The organism is Polaromonas sp., from assembly GCF_049790275.1.
Lineage (GTDB): Bacteria > Pseudomonadota > Gammaproteobacteria > Burkholderiales > Burkholderiaceae_C > Polaromonas.
This window is the reverse complement of sequence record NZ_JBAQYR010000013.1, coordinates 18,768-35,521: the sequence shown is the minus strand read 5'-3', so window position 1 is coordinate 35,521 and position 16,754 is coordinate 18,768. Positions and strand designations below refer to the sequence as shown.

Annotated in this window: 23 protein-coding genes; 7 read left to right on the top strand and 16 right to left on the bottom strand. The window is 63.4% G+C overall.

All coding sequences use genetic code 11. The annotated features are described in order from the left end of the window. A partial coding sequence (locus tag WA904_RS02035; protein ID WP_425195456.1) for a cation-translocating P-type ATPase occupies window positions 1-1,434 on the bottom strand: 1,434 nt, incomplete at its 3' end. A gap of 283 nt (window positions 1,435-1,717) precedes the next feature. On the opposite strand from WA904_RS02035, the gene WA904_RS02030 reads away from it, so the two are divergent. The 6 genes from WA904_RS02030 to WA904_RS02005 all read left to right on the top strand — a co-directional run bounded on the left by WA904_RS02030 (window position 1,718) and on the right by WA904_RS02005 (window position 5,115). Then, window positions 1,718-2,155, top strand: coding sequence for a hypothetical protein (locus WA904_RS02030; protein ID WP_425195455.1), 438 nt, complete (start codon window positions 1,718-1,720; stop codon window positions 2,153-2,155). A gap of 169 nt (window positions 2,156-2,324) precedes the next feature. Beyond that, window positions 2,325-2,774: a hypothetical protein gene (locus tag WA904_RS02025; protein WP_425195454.1), complete on the top strand. Its 450-nt coding sequence runs from the start codon at window positions 2,325-2,327 to the stop codon at window positions 2,772-2,774. A 12-nt stretch (window positions 2,775-2,786) separates the two neighbouring features. After that, complete coding sequence (locus WA904_RS02020) at window positions 2,787-3,047, top strand: DUF2933 domain-containing protein (RefSeq protein ID WP_425195453.1); 261 nt, start codon at window positions 2,787-2,789, stop codon at window positions 3,045-3,047. A gap of 4 nt (window positions 3,048-3,051) precedes the next feature. Further along, window positions 3,052-3,594, top strand: coding sequence for an SRPBCC family protein (locus tag WA904_RS02015; protein ID WP_425195452.1), 543 nt, complete (start codon window positions 3,052-3,054; stop codon window positions 3,592-3,594). Window positions 3,595-3,596: 2 nt separating this feature from the next. Next, entirely contained in the window at window positions 3,597-4,637 is a 1,041-nt protein-coding gene (locus WA904_RS02010) for a cytochrome D1 domain-containing protein (RefSeq protein WP_425195451.1), read from the top strand. 22 nt (window positions 4,638-4,659) lie between these two features. Next, window positions 4,660-5,115 (top strand): hypothetical protein, encoded by a 456-nt coding sequence (locus WA904_RS02005; RefSeq protein ID WP_425195450.1) that lies wholly within the window; start codon window positions 4,660-4,662, stop codon window positions 5,113-5,115. Window positions 5,116-5,180: 65 nt separating this feature from the next. Here WA904_RS02005 and WA904_RS02000 read toward each other — a convergent pair whose 3' ends face one another. The 10 genes from WA904_RS02000 to WA904_RS01955 form a co-directional block, all read right to left on the bottom strand. Continuing rightward, window positions 5,181-5,468 (bottom strand): copper-binding protein, encoded by a 288-nt coding sequence (locus tag WA904_RS02000; protein WP_425195449.1) that lies wholly within the window; start codon window positions 5,466-5,468, stop codon window positions 5,181-5,183. A gap of 17 nt (window positions 5,469-5,485) precedes the next feature. Next, entirely contained in the window at window positions 5,486-5,953 is a 468-nt protein-coding gene (locus WA904_RS01995; RefSeq protein WP_425195448.1) for a DUF411 domain-containing protein, read from the bottom strand. A 21-nt stretch (window positions 5,954-5,974) separates the two neighbouring features. Then, complete coding sequence (locus WA904_RS01990) at window positions 5,975-6,475, bottom strand: cupredoxin domain-containing protein (protein WP_425195447.1); 501 nt, start codon at window positions 6,473-6,475, stop codon at window positions 5,975-5,977. Window positions 6,476-6,504: 29 nt separating this feature from the next. Next, a complete protein-coding gene (locus WA904_RS01985) occupies window positions 6,505-7,092 on the bottom strand; it encodes a Spy/CpxP family protein refolding chaperone (protein WP_425195446.1) in 588 nt (195 codons plus the stop codon). A gap of 15 nt (window positions 7,093-7,107) precedes the next feature. Then, window positions 7,108-8,526, bottom strand: coding sequence for a multicopper oxidase family protein (locus WA904_RS01980; protein ID WP_425195445.1), 1,419 nt, complete (start codon window positions 8,524-8,526; stop codon window positions 7,108-7,110). A gap of 1 nt (window position 8,527) precedes the next feature. Then, a complete protein-coding gene (locus WA904_RS01975) occupies window positions 8,528-9,946 on the bottom strand; it encodes a TolC family protein (RefSeq protein ID WP_425195444.1) in 1,419 nt (472 codons plus the stop codon). An 8-nt stretch (window positions 9,947-9,954) separates the two neighbouring features. After that, window positions 9,955-10,269: a hypothetical protein gene (locus tag WA904_RS01970; RefSeq protein ID WP_425195443.1), complete on the bottom strand. Its 315-nt coding sequence runs from the start codon at window positions 10,267-10,269 to the stop codon at window positions 9,955-9,957. A 113-nt stretch (window positions 10,270-10,382) separates the two neighbouring features. Then, a complete protein-coding gene (locus WA904_RS01965; protein WP_425195442.1) occupies window positions 10,383-10,820 on the bottom strand; it encodes a hypothetical protein in 438 nt (145 codons plus the stop codon). 87 nt (window positions 10,821-10,907) lie between these two features. Continuing rightward, window positions 10,908-11,519, bottom strand: a complete 612-nt coding sequence (locus WA904_RS01960; RefSeq protein ID WP_425195441.1) for a methyltransferase family protein — start codon at window positions 11,517-11,519, stop codon at window positions 10,908-10,910. Between the two features lie 52 nt (window positions 11,520-11,571). Further along, window positions 11,572-12,216, bottom strand: coding sequence for a cation transporter (locus tag WA904_RS01955; RefSeq protein ID WP_425195440.1), 645 nt, complete (start codon window positions 12,214-12,216; stop codon window positions 11,572-11,574). A 70-nt stretch (window positions 12,217-12,286) separates the two neighbouring features. Between WA904_RS01955 and WA904_RS01950 the strand changes: the two genes are divergently transcribed. After that, complete coding sequence (locus tag WA904_RS01950; RefSeq protein ID WP_425195439.1) at window positions 12,287-12,760, top strand: Cd(II)/Pb(II)-responsive transcriptional regulator; 474 nt, start codon at window positions 12,287-12,289, stop codon at window positions 12,758-12,760. Here WA904_RS01950 and WA904_RS01945 read toward each other — a convergent pair. The 5 genes from WA904_RS01945 to WA904_RS01925 form a co-directional block, all read right to left on the bottom strand. Further along, entirely contained in the window at window positions 12,757-13,050 is a 294-nt protein-coding gene (locus WA904_RS01945; RefSeq protein WP_425195438.1) for a hypothetical protein, read from the bottom strand. The two genes, WA904_RS01950 and WA904_RS01945, sit on opposite strands and share 4 nt — an antisense overlap. Beyond that, on the bottom strand, window positions 13,047-14,213 hold the full coding sequence (locus tag WA904_RS01940) for an MFS transporter (RefSeq protein WP_425195437.1): 1,167 nt from the start codon (window positions 14,211-14,213) through the stop codon (window positions 13,047-13,049). Before WA904_RS01940 ends, WA904_RS01945 begins: the two co-directional genes overlap by 4 nt. Before the next feature lie 251 nt (window positions 14,214-14,464). Then, window positions 14,465-15,220, bottom strand: a complete 756-nt coding sequence (locus WA904_RS01935) for an amino acid ABC transporter ATP-binding protein (protein WP_425195436.1) — start codon at window positions 15,218-15,220, stop codon at window positions 14,465-14,467. After that, complete coding sequence (locus WA904_RS01930; protein ID WP_425195435.1) at window positions 15,210-15,890, bottom strand: amino acid ABC transporter permease; 681 nt, start codon at window positions 15,888-15,890, stop codon at window positions 15,210-15,212. The genes WA904_RS01935 and WA904_RS01930 overlap by 11 nt, the downstream gene beginning before the upstream one ends. A 141-nt stretch (window positions 15,891-16,031) precedes the next feature. Then, window positions 16,032-16,694, bottom strand: a complete 663-nt coding sequence (locus WA904_RS01925; RefSeq protein WP_425195434.1) for an amino acid ABC transporter permease — start codon at window positions 16,692-16,694, stop codon at window positions 16,032-16,034. Window positions 16,695-16,754 lie beyond the last annotated feature (60 nt).

The following is a 16,754-nucleotide window of genomic DNA, read 5'->3' as shown; positions in this document are numbered from 1 at the left end:
CAGGTGCAGCAGCACTTCAGGCGCACCCTTGATGAATACGCGGCGCGGCGCGCCAACGAAGCGGTGGCGCGTGGCCATCATGCGGGTGTCGGCGTCGAAGGCCAGTTCGGCCTCGCGCGGTGCCTCGCGGACAAGTTTGTCCAGATCCATGCCCGCCTTGGCGGCCAGCACCTTGAGCGCGCCTTCGGTCGGGTCGCCGAGCACCGACCACTGCGTGCGCGCTTCCTCGGGCGGCAGCAGTTGCGCGTCGTTGCACAGCGCGGCAGCCTGCAGCAGCGGCAGCAGCGCCGCATCACCGGAACTCAGACGGCCCTCGGGTGCGTAGCCGGTGCCGCTGACGGATACTTCCAGACCGCCGGGCAGCCACAGTGCGCTGACCGTCATTTCATTGCGTGTCAGGGTGCCGGTCTTGTCGGTGCAGATCACGGTCGTCGAGCCCAGGGTTTCGACGGCCGACAGGCGGCGGATGATGGCGCCGCGCCCCGCCATGCGCTGCATGCCGACGGCCAGTGCGATGGTCATGGCCACCGGCAGCCCCTCGGGCACCATGGACACCATCTGGCTGATGGCCACCATCAGCACATCAGCCAGTGGCAGATCGCGGGCCATGCCGAGCGCGACCACTGCGACAAAAAGCACCAGCGCGGCGACGACCAGCGCGCGGCCAAATTGCGCGATGCGCTGCTCCAGCGGCGTCTGGGGGTCGGCGGCGGCTTCGGTCAGCCCGGCAATGCGGCCGACTTCGGTGTGGCGGCCGATGGCGACAACCACCGCCCGCGCACGGCCGGCGGTGGCGTAGGTGCCGGAGAACAGCATGTTGTGGCGATCCGCCAGCCCTGTGGACTCGGACAGCGACGTGACCGACTTGCTCACCGGGACCGACTCGCCGGTCAGCGCTGCCTCGGCTACCTGCAACTGGGCTTCCTCGATCAGGCGGGCATCGGCGCCAATCGCATCGCCTGCCGCCAGCAGCAGCAGATCGCCCGGCACCAGCTCGCGCGCCTCGACCATGGCCTCCTGCCCGTCGCGCAGTACGCGCACCCGCAGTGCCGCCAGCCGGCGCAGCGAAGCCATCGAACGTTCCGCACGGCCTTCCTGGAAGGTGCCGACCACGGCATTGACCAGCACCACAGCCAGGATGACCACCGCGTCGCCGTAATGCGCCATTGCAATCGCCAGCACCGCGGCGGCAAACAGGATGTAGATCAGCGGGCTCTTGAACTGGCGCGCAAACACGGCCAACGCGGAACGGCGCGGCGGTTCGGGCAGGGCATTGGCGCCTTCGCTTGCGCGGCGTTTTTCCACTTCTGCGGCGTTGAGCCCGACGGCGGGGTCACAGGCCAGCTGCCCCAGGACCTCGCCGGCCGGCAAGGCGTGCCACAGCGGGGAAGCGGGCGCAGGCCCACTGTGTGAGGAGAGGGTCTTGGCGGTCATGGACAGAACAGATGGGTTCTTGTCAGGTTAGCGCAAAAACGGCCTCGCCAGACCGCGGGCTGCAGCCTCTGCGAGTGGGAGTCCTTGCCGCTTGCGTTACATCAAGCCCGGTGCCATCGCAGCGATGACGCCACCCTCTCAGGGCAGGGCGTTGTACTGCCAGCTTCACGATGGTTGGCAGGGGTGCCATCGGTGGAACCCGCTCACAGGCACATCCCTTTGATGCATATCAACCAGCCGTCGCGAGGTGCCGTTAGCATGGACTTTCAAAACCTGTATTTCCATGAAGTTTTCCTTCAGCTCCCGCACAAAACGCCACACCGCATTGCTGGTGTTGCTGGGGTGGCTGTTTGCCCTGGCTTCAGGAGTTGCCAATGCCTGCTTGCTGGAAGCGCGCGTGACGCACGCCTACGCAGCATCCGTCGAAGGGTCCGCAACGGCGCAGGCTCTTGTCTCCCCAGGTCACGCAGAAGTTGAAGCTGACAACGACGATTCGCATGGGGCTAGGGCCTTGTGCCTTAAAGTTTGCGACGATGGCGCCCGTTCCCTGTCCAAGCAGGATTTGACGGCGTTCCAGGCCGACCCTGGCCCGGCGCCTCTGATGTCAATTTTCTGGACACCATTGACGCCTGTTGCCACGACGCACCAGGGATGGAACGGCGTGCGTCCCTCTATTGCCGAGCGACCCGTCCGGGTCCGCTACTCGCGGCTGGCGCTTTAGCCTTTTCTGGCGACTGAGCCCGGAACCCGCGTTCCGGCGTCCTGCGCGCTGAGCCCCATCCATTCCAGCGCGTCCTGTCCACATGATTGGGCGTGACAGGCATTGTGCCAGCGGCTGCGTTTATGCAGCCCCACATTTCCGGCACAGATTATTTCCTGAGGAGATTGATATGTTTGACACACGAGACTACCCATTGAGTCGGCGCAGCCTGCTAGCGGGCGCGATAGCCTGCGCCGGACTTGTGCTGGCATCCGTGCCCCCGGATGCGATGGCTCAGGCAGGTCCTGAAGCGACCACCACACGGTCGACAAGCGACCGCGGGGTGACGATCAAGGTCACACCGAAATCGATCGGAACTCCAGACGGCCGGTGGGAGTTCACGGTTGTGCTGGACACACACAGTGCTGACCTGAACGACGACCTGGCCCGCAGCGCCACCCTGGCGACCGACGAGGGCCGCACATTCAAGCCTGCGCGCTGGGAAGGAGCGTCACCCGGCGGCCATCACCGCGAAGGGGTGTTGGCCTTCGAAGTTCCAGCGCCGCGACCGGGCGTGATCGAACTTAGGATTGCGCGATCGGGTGAGTCCGCCCCCCGGATTTTTCGTTGGCAACTTTGAGGGAGAGTCATCATGGATCAGTTTGACAACAACGATCGGCCGGAGCCACCGTTCTGGCGCCGGCCTGCCGGCATGGCTGTCGCGACGGCCGCCTTGATCGCCGGTTTCTACCTTCTGCGTGAGCACTGGGGTCATGTTCTTGGCTTCTGGCCGTACCTGCTTTTGCTGGCTTGTCCGTTGATGCACCTGATGCATGGACACGGTGGTGGCGGCCATGGTGGCCATCAGCATCGCCGACAGGAGCCGGATAGCACGAACCAGGGAAAGGGGTAATGACATGGCACTGAAAAACGCATCACCATGGCCTGCGGCCGAACCGGGCATGAGTGCGCCGTTCCAGCTTCATCGGGAAGCACTGGCCGATATTGCCGCCGATCCCTCGGCTATTTTTGCACTGCTGGACGATCACAGGCGGCTGTCTGCGCACATGGAGAAGCCGTCTCTCATGATGGCAGGCGCCACGATGAAAACGGAGCTCGACAGCCAGCGGGGTCAGGCGGTGGGATCCGTGATACGCATGAAAGGCGTTGTTCTTGGGGTGTCTCTGTATGTGGAGGAGGTGGTCACCCACCATGAGCCTCCTTTTCGCAAGACCTGGGAAACGCGCGGACAGCCGCGCTTGCTGGTGATCGGCCCATACCGCATGGGGTTTGAACTTTCCCCGGCAGCGACTGACACCCGCGTGCGTGTCTGGATTGACTACAGCCTTCCAACCGGATTGACAGGTCGTTGGCTGGGGAAGCTTCTGGGTAAGGTCTACGCAGATTGGTGTGTGACCCGCATGGCCCGGGATGCAACGAATTTTTTCAACAAGGGGTAATCATGTCTGGAATCAGGAACTGGCTGGTGATGGTGGCAATGCTGTCAGGATGGGGTGTCGCGGGCGTCTGTTCAGCCGCAGACAAGGTGTATGTGGCGAACGAGGAGGCCGACACGGTCAGCGTGCTGGACGCTGCGTCGTTCAAGACGCTCGCAGTCGTGCGCGTCGGCGGAAAGCCGCACAACGTGCAAGTCTCACCGGACGGCACGCGGGTGTGGGTGACCAACAATGGAGAGCCCGCTACCGCAGATGCCCCTGCGCATCAAGGCATGGGCAAGGACGAACATCAAGCCACGAGCGGCGCCGGTGCCGTCTGGGTGATCGATGCCACGACCGATGCGGTGCTTGCGAAAGTAGCGGTCGGTTTGCATCCGGCGCATGTGGTGCTGACACCGGATGGCCGCTTTGCCTACGTGACCAATGGCGGTGACAACACATTGAGCGTGATAGATGCATCGACGCAGCGCCCGGTGTCAACGATAGCGGTCGGCAAATTTCCCCACGGCATCCGGGTCAGCCCGGACGGCAAGCAGGCCTATGTTGCCAACCTCAAGGGGGACACGGTATCTGTTGTTGATACAGCCAGTCAAAAAGAGGTGACGCAAATACCGGTGGGCAGAGGCCCTGCCCAGGTGGGTTTTACGCCCGACGGGCGTCTCGCTTTTGTTTCATTGTCTGGAGAAAACGCGGTTGCCGTGATCGATCCTGCGACCCGCAAGGTATTGCGCAGGATTGCTGTCGGAACGGTCCCCATCCAATTGTTCGCGACGCCGGATTCGACTACCTTGCTTGTTGCCAACCAGGGCACGCGGAACAAGCCGGGCAAGACCCTCAGCATGATCGATCTGGGGAGTTTCAAGGTGATCAAGACCATTGAAACCGGCGCCGGCACCCACGGCGTGGTCGTTGACCGCGAAGGACGGTACGCGTACATCACGAATACCTACGCCGGCTCGTTGTCTGTGCTCGACATCAGGAAGCGCAGTGTGGTTGCAACCGTACCCGTTGGCAAAGGGCCTAACGGTGTCAGCGTCAGGCCATAAGAACTTCAACAGGAGCCTGTCCATGCCGCCGACCAACATGAGAATGCGTGCTTCCGGCAAGGTGTTTGCCGCCTGCGGTTTATGGATGGTGGGGCTGGGCGTCTATTTCCTGTTCCTGCGCCCAGCCTTGCTTCCGGAGGATCCGCGTTTCATGGGAAGTTCGGTGGAAATCCTGCTGGGCGCGGCGCCCGGTCTTTTGCGCTGGCTTGATCACGTGTTCAATGTGATGGGAGGCTTCATGGTCGCCACCGGCGCGCTGACCCTGCTGGTGGCTTGTCGTTACCTTGCGAGCCGGGCCCCTGGAACGTTTGCAGCAATGACCCTGGCCGGAGGGACCAGCGTCATGCTGATGAGCGCAACGAACTTCATGCTGCAGTCTGATTTCCGCTGGTTGCTGCTGGTGCCTGCCGTGCTGTGGGTTTCAGGGTTGATCTGCTACCTGCGGGAAGCAGCCTCTGGACAGGTGGATCATGAGTGAGCTGAAATAGCTTCCTTGTACTCGTTGATCCGGACCAGGCCCGGGACAGCGCTCCCTCGGAATGTTTATTTACTGGGCTCGATCGACAAGACCGTGTAAGCGCCGTCGATCTTGTCAGCGGTGAAGCTGACCTTGTCGCCGGCCTTGACTTTGTCGAGCAGGGCTTTGTCTTTTACCTGGAACACCATGCTCATGGCTGGCATGTCCAGGTTCTTGATCTCGCCGTGTTTGAGGGTGATTTTGCCGGCGTCCTTGTCGACCTTGCGGACCTCGGCCTCGGTGGCGGGCAGGGCGGCCTGCGCAAAGGCGGCCGAAGTGAGCAGGGTGGCCATCAGGGTGGTGAAGTATTTCATGGGAATGTCCTTTCGGTTCAGGTGCGGTGGTAACTTTGATAGACACGGGTGTCGCCGCTGCGGCTGATGAGCACCACGTCATACGGGTCTTTCCGGTTGCCGTAAATCTTGCCGTCCATGCCGGGTGAGCCGACCGGCATGCCGGGCACCGACAGGCCGACGGCGGCCGGACGCTCCTTGAGCAGGCGATGCACCTCGCGCGCCGGCACGTGGCCTTCAATGGCATAGCCACCGACCAGCGCGGTGTGGCAGGAGCCGAGCTTGTCAGGTATGCCCAGCCGCTTGCGGGCGGCGGTGTTGCCGCTGTCATGCACCTTCACATCAAAGCCGTTGGCTTCCATGTGGGCCACCCAGTCCTTGCAGCAACCGCAGTTCGGGTCTTTCCAGACTTCGACTTGCGGCCGGGTCTGGGCCATCAGTGCGGGCGCCAGCAGTGAAATGCCGGCGAGGCCGGCGATGGCTTGAATAAGGAATCTTCTTTGCATGAGTTTCTCCTTGAGTGAGGGTTAGCGGGCTACCGCGGCGACGCTGATCTTGCCGACCATGCCTGCCTGGTAGTGGCCGGCGATCAGGCAAGCAAAGTCGAACTCGCCGGGGCGGTTGAACGTCCAGATGAGGCCGCCGGTTTTTCCGGCGCTCACATGCGCCATGTAAGGTTCGTCGTGCTCCATGGCAGGAAATTTCAGCATCATGGCAGCGTGTTCATCGAGCTCCTTCTGGGTACCAATCACCAGCTCGTGCAGCAGTTTGCCTTTGTTGCGGATGACAAAATGCACGGTCTCGCCCTGCTTGAAGCTCAGTTTGTCGGGCGTGAAACGCATGTTGTCGTCCATGGTCAAGGTCACGGTGCGTGTGACTGATTTGGTGTCACCGGCAATGCCCCATGCCTTTTGTTCTTTGGGGCCGGGCATGGTCTTGCCGGCGTGGGGGTCTTCACCATGGGCGATGGCCGCCGTGCTGGCGCCCAGGGTGAGGATGGCGGCGACGACGAAGTGGAATTTTTTCATGGAGGGGTTTCCGTTCGGGTGAATTCGGGTTAATGCTTGTGAATGGAAGGTGCAGGGGGTGCGGCAGCGTCCACCGTTCCGGCGTAGCCGCGCAGCTGCGCATAGCGGGTAATTTGCTCCGGCGTCAGCAGCGCGCTTTGCAGCAGATGTGTTTCCAGGTGCGACTTGCGCAGCAGGGCCTGCAACTGGCCGATGCGTTCGGTATGGGCCGCGAGCCGGGCTGCATCGATCTGGCGCGACGCAAAAGCCTGATCCAGCCCACGTTCGGCTTCCACCAGTTGGGCACCCAGGTTGCGGGCCTCGGCTTTGTGGCGGGTCATCAACGCCTCGCTGGCCTGTTTCTGTTCCGCGCTCAAGTTCAGTTGCGCGGCCAGTTCCAGCGTGTGCATGGGCCCGGGGTAGCCATTGAGCTCGGCGGCTTTGGCTAGCTCCATGCCTTTGCCTGCCTGCAGGTCGGCGGTTTGGGCAGGTGAGAGGGCCTTGATCTCGCGTGTCTGCTGGCCCGCGTAAGGGCTGGCATTAAGTGACGGTTGATGCGAATGTTGGCCAAATGTGCCTCCAGCCCCCATCAATAAAGCGCTAACAGCTATCAATTTAAGAGTAAGTTGGGTTGTCATGTTTTTTCCTTTCAATCAGTGACCGGCATGGCCGGAAGGTTTGCGGATCTGGACTTCAGTCACCGGACCGGGTGAGGTCGTGGGCATGGCTTTACTGCCGGCGCGCGGGCGAGCCGGGTCCGGCAACGCGCCGGTCCATTCATAGGCTTGCGTACCGGCCGGGTGCTTGTACCAACCCGGGTCCCTGTAGTCGCCGGGTTTCTGGTTTTTGCGTACTTTGAGCATGCTGAACATGCCACCCATTTCGACCGGGCCGAACGGGCCGGTGCCGGTCATCATGGGGGCGGTGTTCTCGGGAATTTCCATTTCCATCTCGCCCATGTCCGCCATGCCGCGTTCGCCCATGACCATGTAGTCGGGCACGGCCTTCTGCAGCTTTTTGATCAGGCCGCGGTGGTCCACACCGATCATGGTGGGCACATCGTGACCCATGGCGTTCATGGTGTGGTGGCTCTTGTGGCAATGGAAGGCCCAGTCGCCTTCCTCGTCGGCGAGGAATTCGATCTGCCGCATCTGGCCCACTGCCACGTCGGTGGTGACCTCATGCCAGCGTGTCGATTTCGGCGTGGGACCGCCATCGGTGCCAGTCACCACAAACTCGTGGCCGTGCAGGTGGATCGGGTGGTTGGTCATGGTCAGGTTGCCCATGCGTATGCGCACCTTGTCGCCCTGGCGCACATTGAGCGTGTCGATGCCCGGGAAGACCCGGCTGTTCCATGACCACAGGTTGAAGTCCGTCATGGTCATGATCTTGGGCGTCATGCTGCCGGGATCGATGTCGTAGGCGTTGAGCAGGAACACAAAGTCGCGGTCCACCTCGTCGATCAGCGGGTGTTTCGCCTTGGGGTGCGTGATCCAGAAACCCATCATGCCCATGGCCATCTGCGTCATCTCGTCGGCGTGCGGGTGATACATGAAGGTGCCGGGCCGCCGCGCGACGAATTCGTAGACAAAGGTCTTGCCGACCGGAATAGCCGGCTGGGTCAGGCCCGAGACGCCGTCCATGCCATTGGGCAGGCGCTGACCGTGCCAGTGCACGCTGGTGTGTTCGGGCAGCTTGTTGGTGACAAACATGCGCACGCGGTCGCCTTCCACCACCTCGATGGTCGGGCCGGGACTTTGCCCGTTGTAGCCCCACATGTTGGCTTTGAAACCGGGTGCCATCTCGCGCACCACCGGCTCGGCCACCAGGTGAAACTCCTTCACACCGCTGTTCATGCGCCAGGGCAGGGTCCAGCCGTTGAGCGTGACCACCGGGTTGTAGGGCCGGCCCGTGCTGGGTACCAATGGCGGCATGGTGTCAGGTTTGCCCTGCAGCACCGGCTCAGGCAAGGCGGCCATGGCGACGCGGCTGACGGCGCTGGCCGCCACCGCCGTGGCAGTTGCTGCGGCTGCGCCGGCAAAAAATCGTCTGCGTTCGTTGTTGATGTTCATGTCAGTGTCCTTTGGCGTCGCTGCTGCCGGCCGCAGCGCCGGCGGCCAGGGGCGCCATGCCGGCGGAGGTCCCTGTCAGTGTGGTTTGAAGGTCGGTGTCGGCCAGCCAGAAGTCGCGCTGCGCTTCGATGCTGGCGTTGACCGCCGCGATGCTGGTGCGTGTGTCGGCCAGCAGGTCGAACACGCTGGTCAGCATGCCGTTGTAGCGCAGCAGCAGCTCGTTGTTGATGAACTTGCGCAGCGGCACCACCTCGTCGCGGTAGTGCAGCGCCAGGTCATGTGCGGTTCGCCAGGCGTGGTAGCTTTCGCGCGCCTCGGAGCGGGCCTGGATGGCTGTCTCGCGCACACGCGCCACCGACTGCATGTACTGGCTTTGCGCGCGCGCGTTGCTCGCGCCGCCCCAGTCAAAGATGGGCAGCGGCAGCTCCAGTTCCCAACCGCGCTTGATCTCCTTGTCACCGGTCGCGTTGTTAAACGTGGTGTTGCGTGAATACTTCGCATCGAGCGCGTTGATGAAGCCGGTGGTCCGGGTCAGCCCCATCGAATCGGCGACGTAGCCTGCCTGCGCCATGCTGGCGCGCACGTCCAGGCGGTCGCGCAGGGCTCTCGCCTCGATGTCCGGCATGTCGGCAATGGTTTTAGGCAGGTCCGGCAAGCGCTCGCTGAGCGAGAACTGCGTCTGCGTGCCCCAGAGGCCCATCAGGCGTATGAGTTTTTCGCGTGCGGCATAGGCCGCGTTCTGGCTGCGTGAGAGCTGCGCGGCTGCATCGGCGACGAAGGCCTGTTCGCGTGCCTGGTTCAGCTTGCTCCAGTTGCCCACGCGTGCCAGCCGCCGGGCCAGCTCGCCGCTGGCCTCGGCCGCCTCCTTTGCGTCTTTCATATAGCTGGCGGTCTGCTGGGCAGCGACGGCGCTGATCCAGGCCTTGCGTGTGTCGGCGGCGAGTTTGACGACCTCCTGCGCCGCCTGCAGTTTGGCCAGCTCGTGCTGCTGGCCCTGGTATTTGGCACGCCAGGGCAAGGTGAGCAGGCCGATGACGTTGAAGCCGATGCCGCGGGCTATCTCCACCTTGCTGCCTTCGACAAAGCGGCCGATCGAGAAATGCGGGTTCGGCAGCGTGCCGGCGCGCACGCGGTCGGCATCGCTGATGCCCAGCGTGGCCATGGAGGCGTGAATGCCCGGGTTGTTCAGCAGCGCAATGCGCACCGCCGACTCGGCGCTCAGCGGTTCGGCCAGCAACCGGGCCACGGCTTCGCGGGTTTCCGTGCTGTCACTGCGCCCCACCGGGGCCTGTACCCCCGCCGTTTTGCTGGCAGTCAATGTGTTGATGTCGGCCTGGTTGCCGTCGGGCGACAGGCTGGCGCAGCCGGCCAGCGTCGCGACCGCCAGCAGGGCCGTTGCGGATTTGTGGAATGAAAACATGGTGCAGCTCAATGTTTGTGGGGATGGGCCGCCGCAGGTGGGGCGGTATCCGGCGTGGCCGCAGGAGCCGTTGGCGCTGCCTGCTGCTGCTCCGACTTGAGGATGTCGGCATGGCCGCGCGTGAAGCGGCCGACCTCGGCATTGGCCTTTTTCCAGTCTTCACGGCCGGCTTCCACGCCGGTGGGCAGATCGGAAAACACGGAGCGGTAGGGCACGGGGGGCACGGGTGCTGCCGGGTCCGTGGCTTGCGGAGCCGGTGCGCCTTGCGCGTGAACGCTGCCCAGCGGCAAGAGCAGCATGCAAAAAAGAAAACGGATGTTCACAAAAATCTCCTGACGGACTGGCGGGGCGATCTGGAAAAATCGCGCGAATCCGGCAAAAAGGGCAGGCAGTCCCGTGCCGGATGGCAAGTACAGGCCCACTACGGGCCTGGAAGTCAGGAAATGGGTGGTTTTTGACCCAGCGCGGCGACGGCGCTGGCGAATTGGGCGGCCGGCGAATGCGGCAGCGCAGGAGGAATCGAGAGGGAAGCGGTGCGGGTTGTCAGCGGCGACAACGCCACCGCGTTGCAGGCCTGGCAGGCCGCACAGGACTCGCAATGCCCGGCGGTTTCCGGGGCGACCGGGTCAGAAACCTGGCTAGAGGCGTGTCCTGCACAATCCGGAGGAATCGCCGCCGAATGAACCATGGGTTCGGCCGGTTCCCTCGTCATTTCATGATCAAAATGCCCGCCAGCCCTTGATTCGTGGGAGTGAGCAGCTACAAATTCTGTAGCAAAAGCGACTCGTTGCAGATGGCCCGCTGCCATGCCCGTCGCCATTGCGTCGCCCACCATGCCGCGCAGGAGCAGCAGGAAGATCATGGCGATGAACAAAGGGCGGCGCATAGGTGAATGATAGGCGAATGGGGGAAAAGTTCCGTTGGGGGGGGTGTTTGACAGGGCTGGACGGTCGGCACAGGCCTATAACCAGCGACGGACGCGGCTGCAATATGCCGCATAGTCGATGCCATGGGTCTGCCGCAAGTGTTGCTCTTCCAGCCGCACCTGGATCTGCATCAACACCTCGCCAACCGCGGCAATCCCCAGTGCCGCGGCGCCGGGCCGCAGGACAACCAGGCCCAGCAGGTTCAGCCGCATGGTGAGGAAAATGGGATTGCGGCTGGAACGGAACAGGCCGCTTGTGACCAGCGGCGTTCTGCGCTGCTCGTCGATACCAACACGCCACGATGCCCCCATTTGCCGCTGGGCCACCACCATCGCACCCAAACTCACCACCAGCACCAGCCAGGCCAGCAGTTGCAAGCCGGGGCCAAACGCGTGGGGCGCCTGCACGCCTTGCCAACCGCTTGCGTCCAGGCACAGGTAAACCGCCAGGGCCAGCAGCGTCAATTTGAAAGCGCGGCCTGTGTAGCCCAAAGCGGAGTCCTGCGTGGGCAAAACCACCGGGTTGATGCCTGTGTGGCGGTAAACCTGCCAGGACCGCCAGATCATTGTGGTTGCAAAAAATACCGCAAAGTAAGCGGGCAACAGCCAGGGCATCGCCAGCAGGCCTGTTGAAAACTCAAGTGTCATGAATACATTCTCCCGATCAAAGATGTTGTTTTAAACAGTGCCATGAAGTGGCTCATGCCGATGTTTGCGGTACGCGGCTGGCCCGCAGTTCGTGCCGCGCCTGTTGCATCACCGACCAGCCGCCCCAGATCGCCAAGCCGCCCATCACCGCCGCCACGGCCAGGTCGGGCCAGGCGCTCTTGGTCCCGAACACGCCCAGCGCGGCCAGCATCACCGCGAGGTTGCCGATGGCATCGTTGCGCGAGCACAGCCACACGCTGCGCATGTTGGCATCGCCTTCGCGGTAGGCGTAAAGCAGGGCCGCGACCAGCACGTTGGCGAGCAGCGCAAGCAGGCCGATGGCGCCCATGGTCAGCGCTTCGGGCGTATCGCCCTGGGTGGCGACCCAACCTGCCCGGCCCAGCACGAACACGCCGAAGGCCAGCATGCTCGTTGCCTTGAGCAGCGCTGCGCGGGAACGCCAGGCCAGGCCCAGGGACAGCACCGCCAGGCTCACGCCGTAATTGGCCGCGTCGCCGAAGAAGTCGATGGCGTCAGCCAGCAGCGACACCGAGCCGGAGCGAAAGCCGGCCGCAATCTCGATGGCAAACATGGCCAGGTTGACGGCCAGCGCGACCCAGAGGATTTTCCGGTAGCGCGGACTGTTGGCCTGGGCGGCTGTGGCGTCGTGGTCGTGATCGCAGCAGTGGGCAGACATTCAGGGCTTCTCCAGTGTTTTCGGGTTGATGGCATCATTGGAAACCCTCAAGTCACTTCAAGGTCAAGCGATGCCTGTTTCAAGTCCATCCGCCGCCCGGGGTTATCAGATCGGCGAGGCCGCGCGGCAAAGCGGCGTCAGTCCGGCGAACATCCGTTTTTATGAAAAAGAAAACCTGCTCAGCCCGCATGGACGGGGCGAGAACAGCTATCGTTTGTATAGCGAAGGCGATGTGCATCAGCTGCGTTTCATTCGCCTGTGCCGGGCCATGGACATGTCGCTTGATGAAGTTCGCACCCTGCTCGGGCTGGACCTGAACAACAAGACGGATTGCGCTGCGGCCCGCGACGCGCTCGACGGGCACCTGGGCCATGTGCGCGCACGGCTGTCGGAGCTGAAGGCGCTGGAAAAAGACCTCAAGGCGCTGCGCAACCGCTGTGACGGCAGCGACACACATTGCCACATCATCGAAGCGCTGCATGAACTGGCCGATGCGCAGGTTTCGGCGCCGCAGGTGTCTGCGCCCAGGAAGCGTCACGTCTAAGGCGTTGCCGGCGTCGCCTTGTCCAGCTGACGCTGCGCGTGGTCCAGCCACTGCTGCAGGCTGTCCAGCAATTCCTTCTGGCTGAAGGAGCAGCTTTCTTCGGTGAAGAGCGCGCTGGACTCGAGCCGGTCCAGCAACTGCTGCAGCACCTCGGTGTATCTGGACGGAAGTGCCGCACGCAGTTCGGGCAGGTCCTGCGCCAGGCGCGAGAACGCGGCCACAGCCAGTACATTGCTGCGCAGCTGCTGCAGCGCGTTCGACAGGCTGGCGAGCTGGTCGCGGACGGTCATGGCGATTCCGTGGCGGTGCTGCTGACCGGCCGGACCTGCGCCGGTTCAAAGGCCAGGGTCAGCAGGGCCAGCAAGCCGAACGGCACACCGACCCAGGCCAGCTGCGACAAATGAAGATGGCCCAGCACCGAGCCGCTGATGACGGCGCCCAATGCCGTGCCGACATACAGCATGGAGCCGTTCAGGCTCAGCAGCAGCGGTGCCTGGGCCGGCGCCAGGCCGGCCAGCCGGCTTTGCTGTGGTGCCATCAGCCCGAAACCGGCGATGCCCCAGACAATCAGGGTGGCCATGGTGGCGTACAGGTGGCCGCGTGTCAGCGGCAGCACGACCATGGTGAGAATCAGCACCGCCAGCTGCGCGCGCATGGTGGGCAGCGAGCCGAAGCGGTCGTTCGCCCAGCCGCCCGAGAGTGTGCCCGCCACGCCGGCCGCGCCGAACACCGCCAGCGTGATGGACAGCTGCGTCGAGCTCATGGCGTTGAGTGCCTGCAGCACCGGGCCGATGTAGGCAAAGACGCTGAAGATCGCAATGAAGTACAGCAGCGTGCGCAGCCAGGTGCGCAGCACGGCGCCTTGCCGCGCGGTGGCGCCGAAGCCAGCGAAATTCGCACCGGCCGTGACCATGTTGGCCGGCACCAGCCAGCTGGCTGCCACCAGCATGGCCAGGCTGGCGCCTGCCGACAGCCAGACCGGCACGCGCCAGCCGTATTCGAACCCCAGCCAGGCACCGACCGGTACGCCCACGGCGTAGCTGATGCTCATGCCGAGGAAGGTGATCGACAGCGCCCGGCCGCGCAGCGCTGGTGCCACCAGGCTCACGGCCAGGGCCGATGCCGCGGCGCTGAACATTCCGCCGGCGCCCATCAACACCCGGCCGAGCAGCAGCATGGTCAGGCTACCCGACAGGGCGCACACCAGGCAGCCGCCGGCGAACAGTGCCAGGGCCAGCTGGACGACGCGTTTGCGCGGCCAGCGTGCGGTGGCCACAATCAGCACCGGCGCGATCAGCGCGGTGGAGACGGCATAAGCCGTCATGACCTGGCCGGCTGCGGCGAGGCTGATGTTCAGCGACTCGCTGATCGGCACCAGGATGCCGCCCAGCACAAAAGCACCGCTGCCGATGACGAGGTTGCACAGCGCAAACAGATAGAGAACAGGTGGCATGGGATGGCCGCAAAAAATCGAAACAGCGCCCCGAGCCTGGGCCAGGCGGCAGGGGTGGATTCGGCAAATTCAACAATGAAATCGGTCTCTAGCCCTTGACTGGCGGGCGCAAGCAGCTATTAAAAATAGAGCAACTTCCGGCCGTGGCGGAGGGCCTGAAACGCAGGCACACGGTGATTGTGCCCGGATGGCGAAAAACGCGTGCAAGCCTGCACAGGGCCTGCGGGCGCCGCAGGGTGCGCCGTGCGGTCTTACTGGATCATGCCCAGGAATTGCTTGAGCTCGGGTGTCTGCGGGTTCGAAAACACCTCGTCGGGTGCGCCGGTCTCATGCACCCGGCCCTGGTGCATGAAGACCACCCGATCGCAGACCTTGCGTGCGAAGTTCATTTCGTGCGTGACCATCAGCAGCGTCATGCCCTCGCTGGCTAGGCTTTCCACCACCTGTAGCACCTCGCCGACCAGCTCGGGGTCGAGCGCCGAGGTGATCTCGTCGCACAGCAGCACGGAAGGCTGCATGGCGAGCGCGCGCGCAATCGCCACGCGCTGCTGCTGGCCGCCCGACAGCTGGTCGGGCCAGGCCTCGAATTTTTCTGCCAGCCCGACGCGCTGGAGCAAGGCGCGCGCCTGCTCTTCGGCCATGGCCCCGGCTGTTTTCTTGACCAGGGTGGGCGCGAGCATGATGTTTTTACCGACGGTGAGGTGCGGGAACAGGTTGAAGCTCTGGAAGATCATGCCGACGTGCTGGCGCAGCTCGCGCATCACCTGCGGGTTGTCGTGCAACAGGTGTTTGCCGTCCACACGCAGGGTGCCGCTCTGAAAGACTTCCAGCCCGTTGATGCAGCGCAGCAGTGTGCTTTTGCCGGAACCGCTTTTGCCGATGATGGCAATCACTTCGCCTGCCTTGACGTCGAGATCAATGCCCTTGAGCACTTCGTTGCTGCCAAAACTCTTGCGCAGCTGGTTGATCTCTACAAGAGTTTTGTCGGATAGCACCTTAGCGTCCATTTCTCATCTTCCTTTCAAGCCTGCGCGCATACAGCGACACCGGGAAACACAGGGCGAAATACATCAGCGCCACACAGCTGTACACCAGAAAGGGCTTGAAGGTGGCATTGGTGATCATGGTGCCGGCCTTGGTCAGCTCGATGAAGCCAATCACCGAGGCCAGCGCCGTTCCCTTGATCACCTGCACCAGAAAACCCACGGTGGGCGGCACCGCAATGCGAAGGGCCTGTGGCAGCACGATGTGGCGCAGCTGTTCACCAAAATTCAGGGCCAGGCTTTGGGCGGCTTCCCACTGGCCCCTGGGAATGGCGTCCACGCAGCCGCGCCAGATTTCTGCCAGGTAGGCACTCGTGTACAGCGTCAGCGCTACAGCAGCCGCCACCCAGGCCGGCACGTCGATCCCGAACAGGCCCAGGCCGAAATAAGCGAGGAAGAGCTGCATCAGCAGCGGCGTGCCCTGGAACAGCAGGATGTAGCCGTCCAGCACGCGGCGGCTCAGCCGTGCAATTTTTTGCGGGCCGGGTGTCGCGCGTGCAGCCGACAAACGGCCCACCAGCAAAAGCAGACCCACCAGGCCGCCGCCGATGAAGGCCGTGAGAGACAGCACCACCGTCCAGCGACCTGCGAGCAACAGGTTTCTGAAGATGTCCCAGATGGAAAATTCAACCACAGCGATTCCTTTGAGGACTGGCGAGGCCATACACGAGACCCTGCCAGCAGGGGCCGCGGAACCGGCTTCGCCGGGCCGCAGGCGCAGCGGCCCCCCCGGGGGGCAGGGAGCTACACGCAGTGAGCGACCGTGGGGGCATATTCACCTTCCAAAGAGGAACTTCGGTCCCGCCCAGTTCAACAACTTGCGGACACCGATGGACAGAGCCAGGTAGATGACAGTGGCGATGATGAAGGCTTCGAAGGCGCGGAAGTTGCGGCCCTGGATCAGGTTGGCGGCGTAAGACAGTTCCTGGGTGGATATTTGCCCGCACACCGCGGAGCCCAGCATGACGATGATGATCTGGCTCACCATCGCCGGCCACACCTTCTTCAGCGCGGGCGGCAACACCACACGGGTGTAGATCTGCACGCGATTGAGCGCCAGGCTCTCGGCTGCCTCGACCTGTCCACGCGGCGTGGCTTCAATGCCGGCGCGGATGATCTCGGTGGCATAGGCCGACAGGTTGATCACCATGGCGAGCACCGAAGCCATTTCCGGCGACAGCCTGAAGCCGGCCGCCGGCAGGCCGAAGAAGATGAAAAACAGCTGCACGATGAAAGGCGTGTTGCGTATCAGTTCCACATAAGCACCCACTACCCAGCGCAAGCCCAGCGGGCCACTGGCACGGGCCCAGGCAAAAAACACGGCCAGCACCAGGCCAATGAGTGACGACACCACCGTCAACCCCAGCGTCCACGCCACGCCGGTAGCCAGCAAAGGCCACTGCGACAACACCGCCAGGAAATCAAGTTCAATGTTCATGTCCGGGTCCTATTGAAAACTACAGTGCCCCGCGGTTTTCTGCCAAGTCGGCGCGGAACC

Bases quoted from the DNA above. Each gene is read 5' to 3' on its own strand.
- WA904_RS02030 (WP_425195455.1), top strand. From the start codon at position 1,718: ATGAAGTTTTCCTTCAGCTCCCGCACAAAACGCCACACCGCATTGCTG.
- WA904_RS02025 (WP_425195454.1), top strand. From the start codon at position 2,325: ATGTTTGACACACGAGACTACCCATTGAGTCGGCGCAGCCTGCTAGCG.
- WA904_RS02020 (WP_425195453.1), top strand. From the start codon at position 2,787: ATGGATCAGTTTGACAACAACGATCGGCCGGAGCCACCGTTCTGGCGC.
- WA904_RS02015 (WP_425195452.1), top strand. From the start codon at position 3,052: ATGGCACTGAAAAACGCATCACCATGGCCTGCGGCCGAACCGGGCATG.
- WA904_RS02010 (WP_425195451.1), top strand. From the start codon at position 3,597: ATGTCTGGAATCAGGAACTGGCTGGTGATGGTGGCAATGCTGTCAGGA.
- WA904_RS02005 (WP_425195450.1), top strand. From the start codon at position 4,660: ATGCCGCCGACCAACATGAGAATGCGTGCTTCCGGCAAGGTGTTTGCC.
- WA904_RS02000 (WP_425195449.1), bottom strand. From the start codon at position 5,468: ATGAAATACTTCACCACCCTGATGGCCACCCTGCTCACTTCGGCCGCC.
- WA904_RS01995 (WP_425195448.1), bottom strand. From the start codon at position 5,953: ATGCAAAGAAGATTCCTTATTCAAGCCATCGCCGGCCTCGCCGGCATT.
- WA904_RS01990 (WP_425195447.1), bottom strand. From the start codon at position 6,475: ATGAAAAAATTCCACTTCGTCGTCGCCGCCATCCTCACCCTGGGCGCC.
- WA904_RS01985 (WP_425195446.1), bottom strand. From the start codon at position 7,092: ATGACAACCCAACTTACTCTTAAATTGATAGCTGTTAGCGCTTTATTG.
- WA904_RS01980 (WP_425195445.1), bottom strand. From the start codon at position 8,526: ATGAACATCAACAACGAACGCAGACGATTTTTTGCCGGCGCAGCCGCA.
- WA904_RS01975 (WP_425195444.1), bottom strand. From the start codon at position 9,946: ATGTTTTCATTCCACAAATCCGCAACGGCCCTGCTGGCGGTCGCGACG.
- WA904_RS01960 (WP_425195441.1), bottom strand. From the start codon at position 11,519: ATGACACTTGAGTTTTCAACAGGCCTGCTGGCGATGCCCTGGCTGTTG.
- WA904_RS01955 (WP_425195440.1), bottom strand. From the start codon at position 12,216: ATGTCTGCCCACTGCTGCGATCACGACCACGACGCCACAGCCGCCCAG.
- WA904_RS01950 (WP_425195439.1), top strand. From the start codon at position 12,287: ATGCCTGTTTCAAGTCCATCCGCCGCCCGGGGTTATCAGATCGGCGAG.
- WA904_RS01945 (WP_425195438.1), bottom strand. From the start codon at position 13,050: ATGACCGTCCGCGACCAGCTCGCCAGCCTGTCGAACGCGCTGCAGCAG.
- WA904_RS01940 (WP_425195437.1), bottom strand. From the start codon at position 14,213: ATGCCACCTGTTCTCTATCTGTTTGCGCTGTGCAACCTCGTCATCGGC.
- WA904_RS01935 (WP_425195436.1), bottom strand. From the start codon at position 15,220: ATGGACGCTAAGGTGCTATCCGACAAAACTCTTGTAGAGATCAACCAG.
- WA904_RS01925 (WP_425195434.1), bottom strand. From the start codon at position 16,694: ATGAACATTGAACTTGATTTCCTGGCGGTGTTGTCGCAGTGGCCTTTG.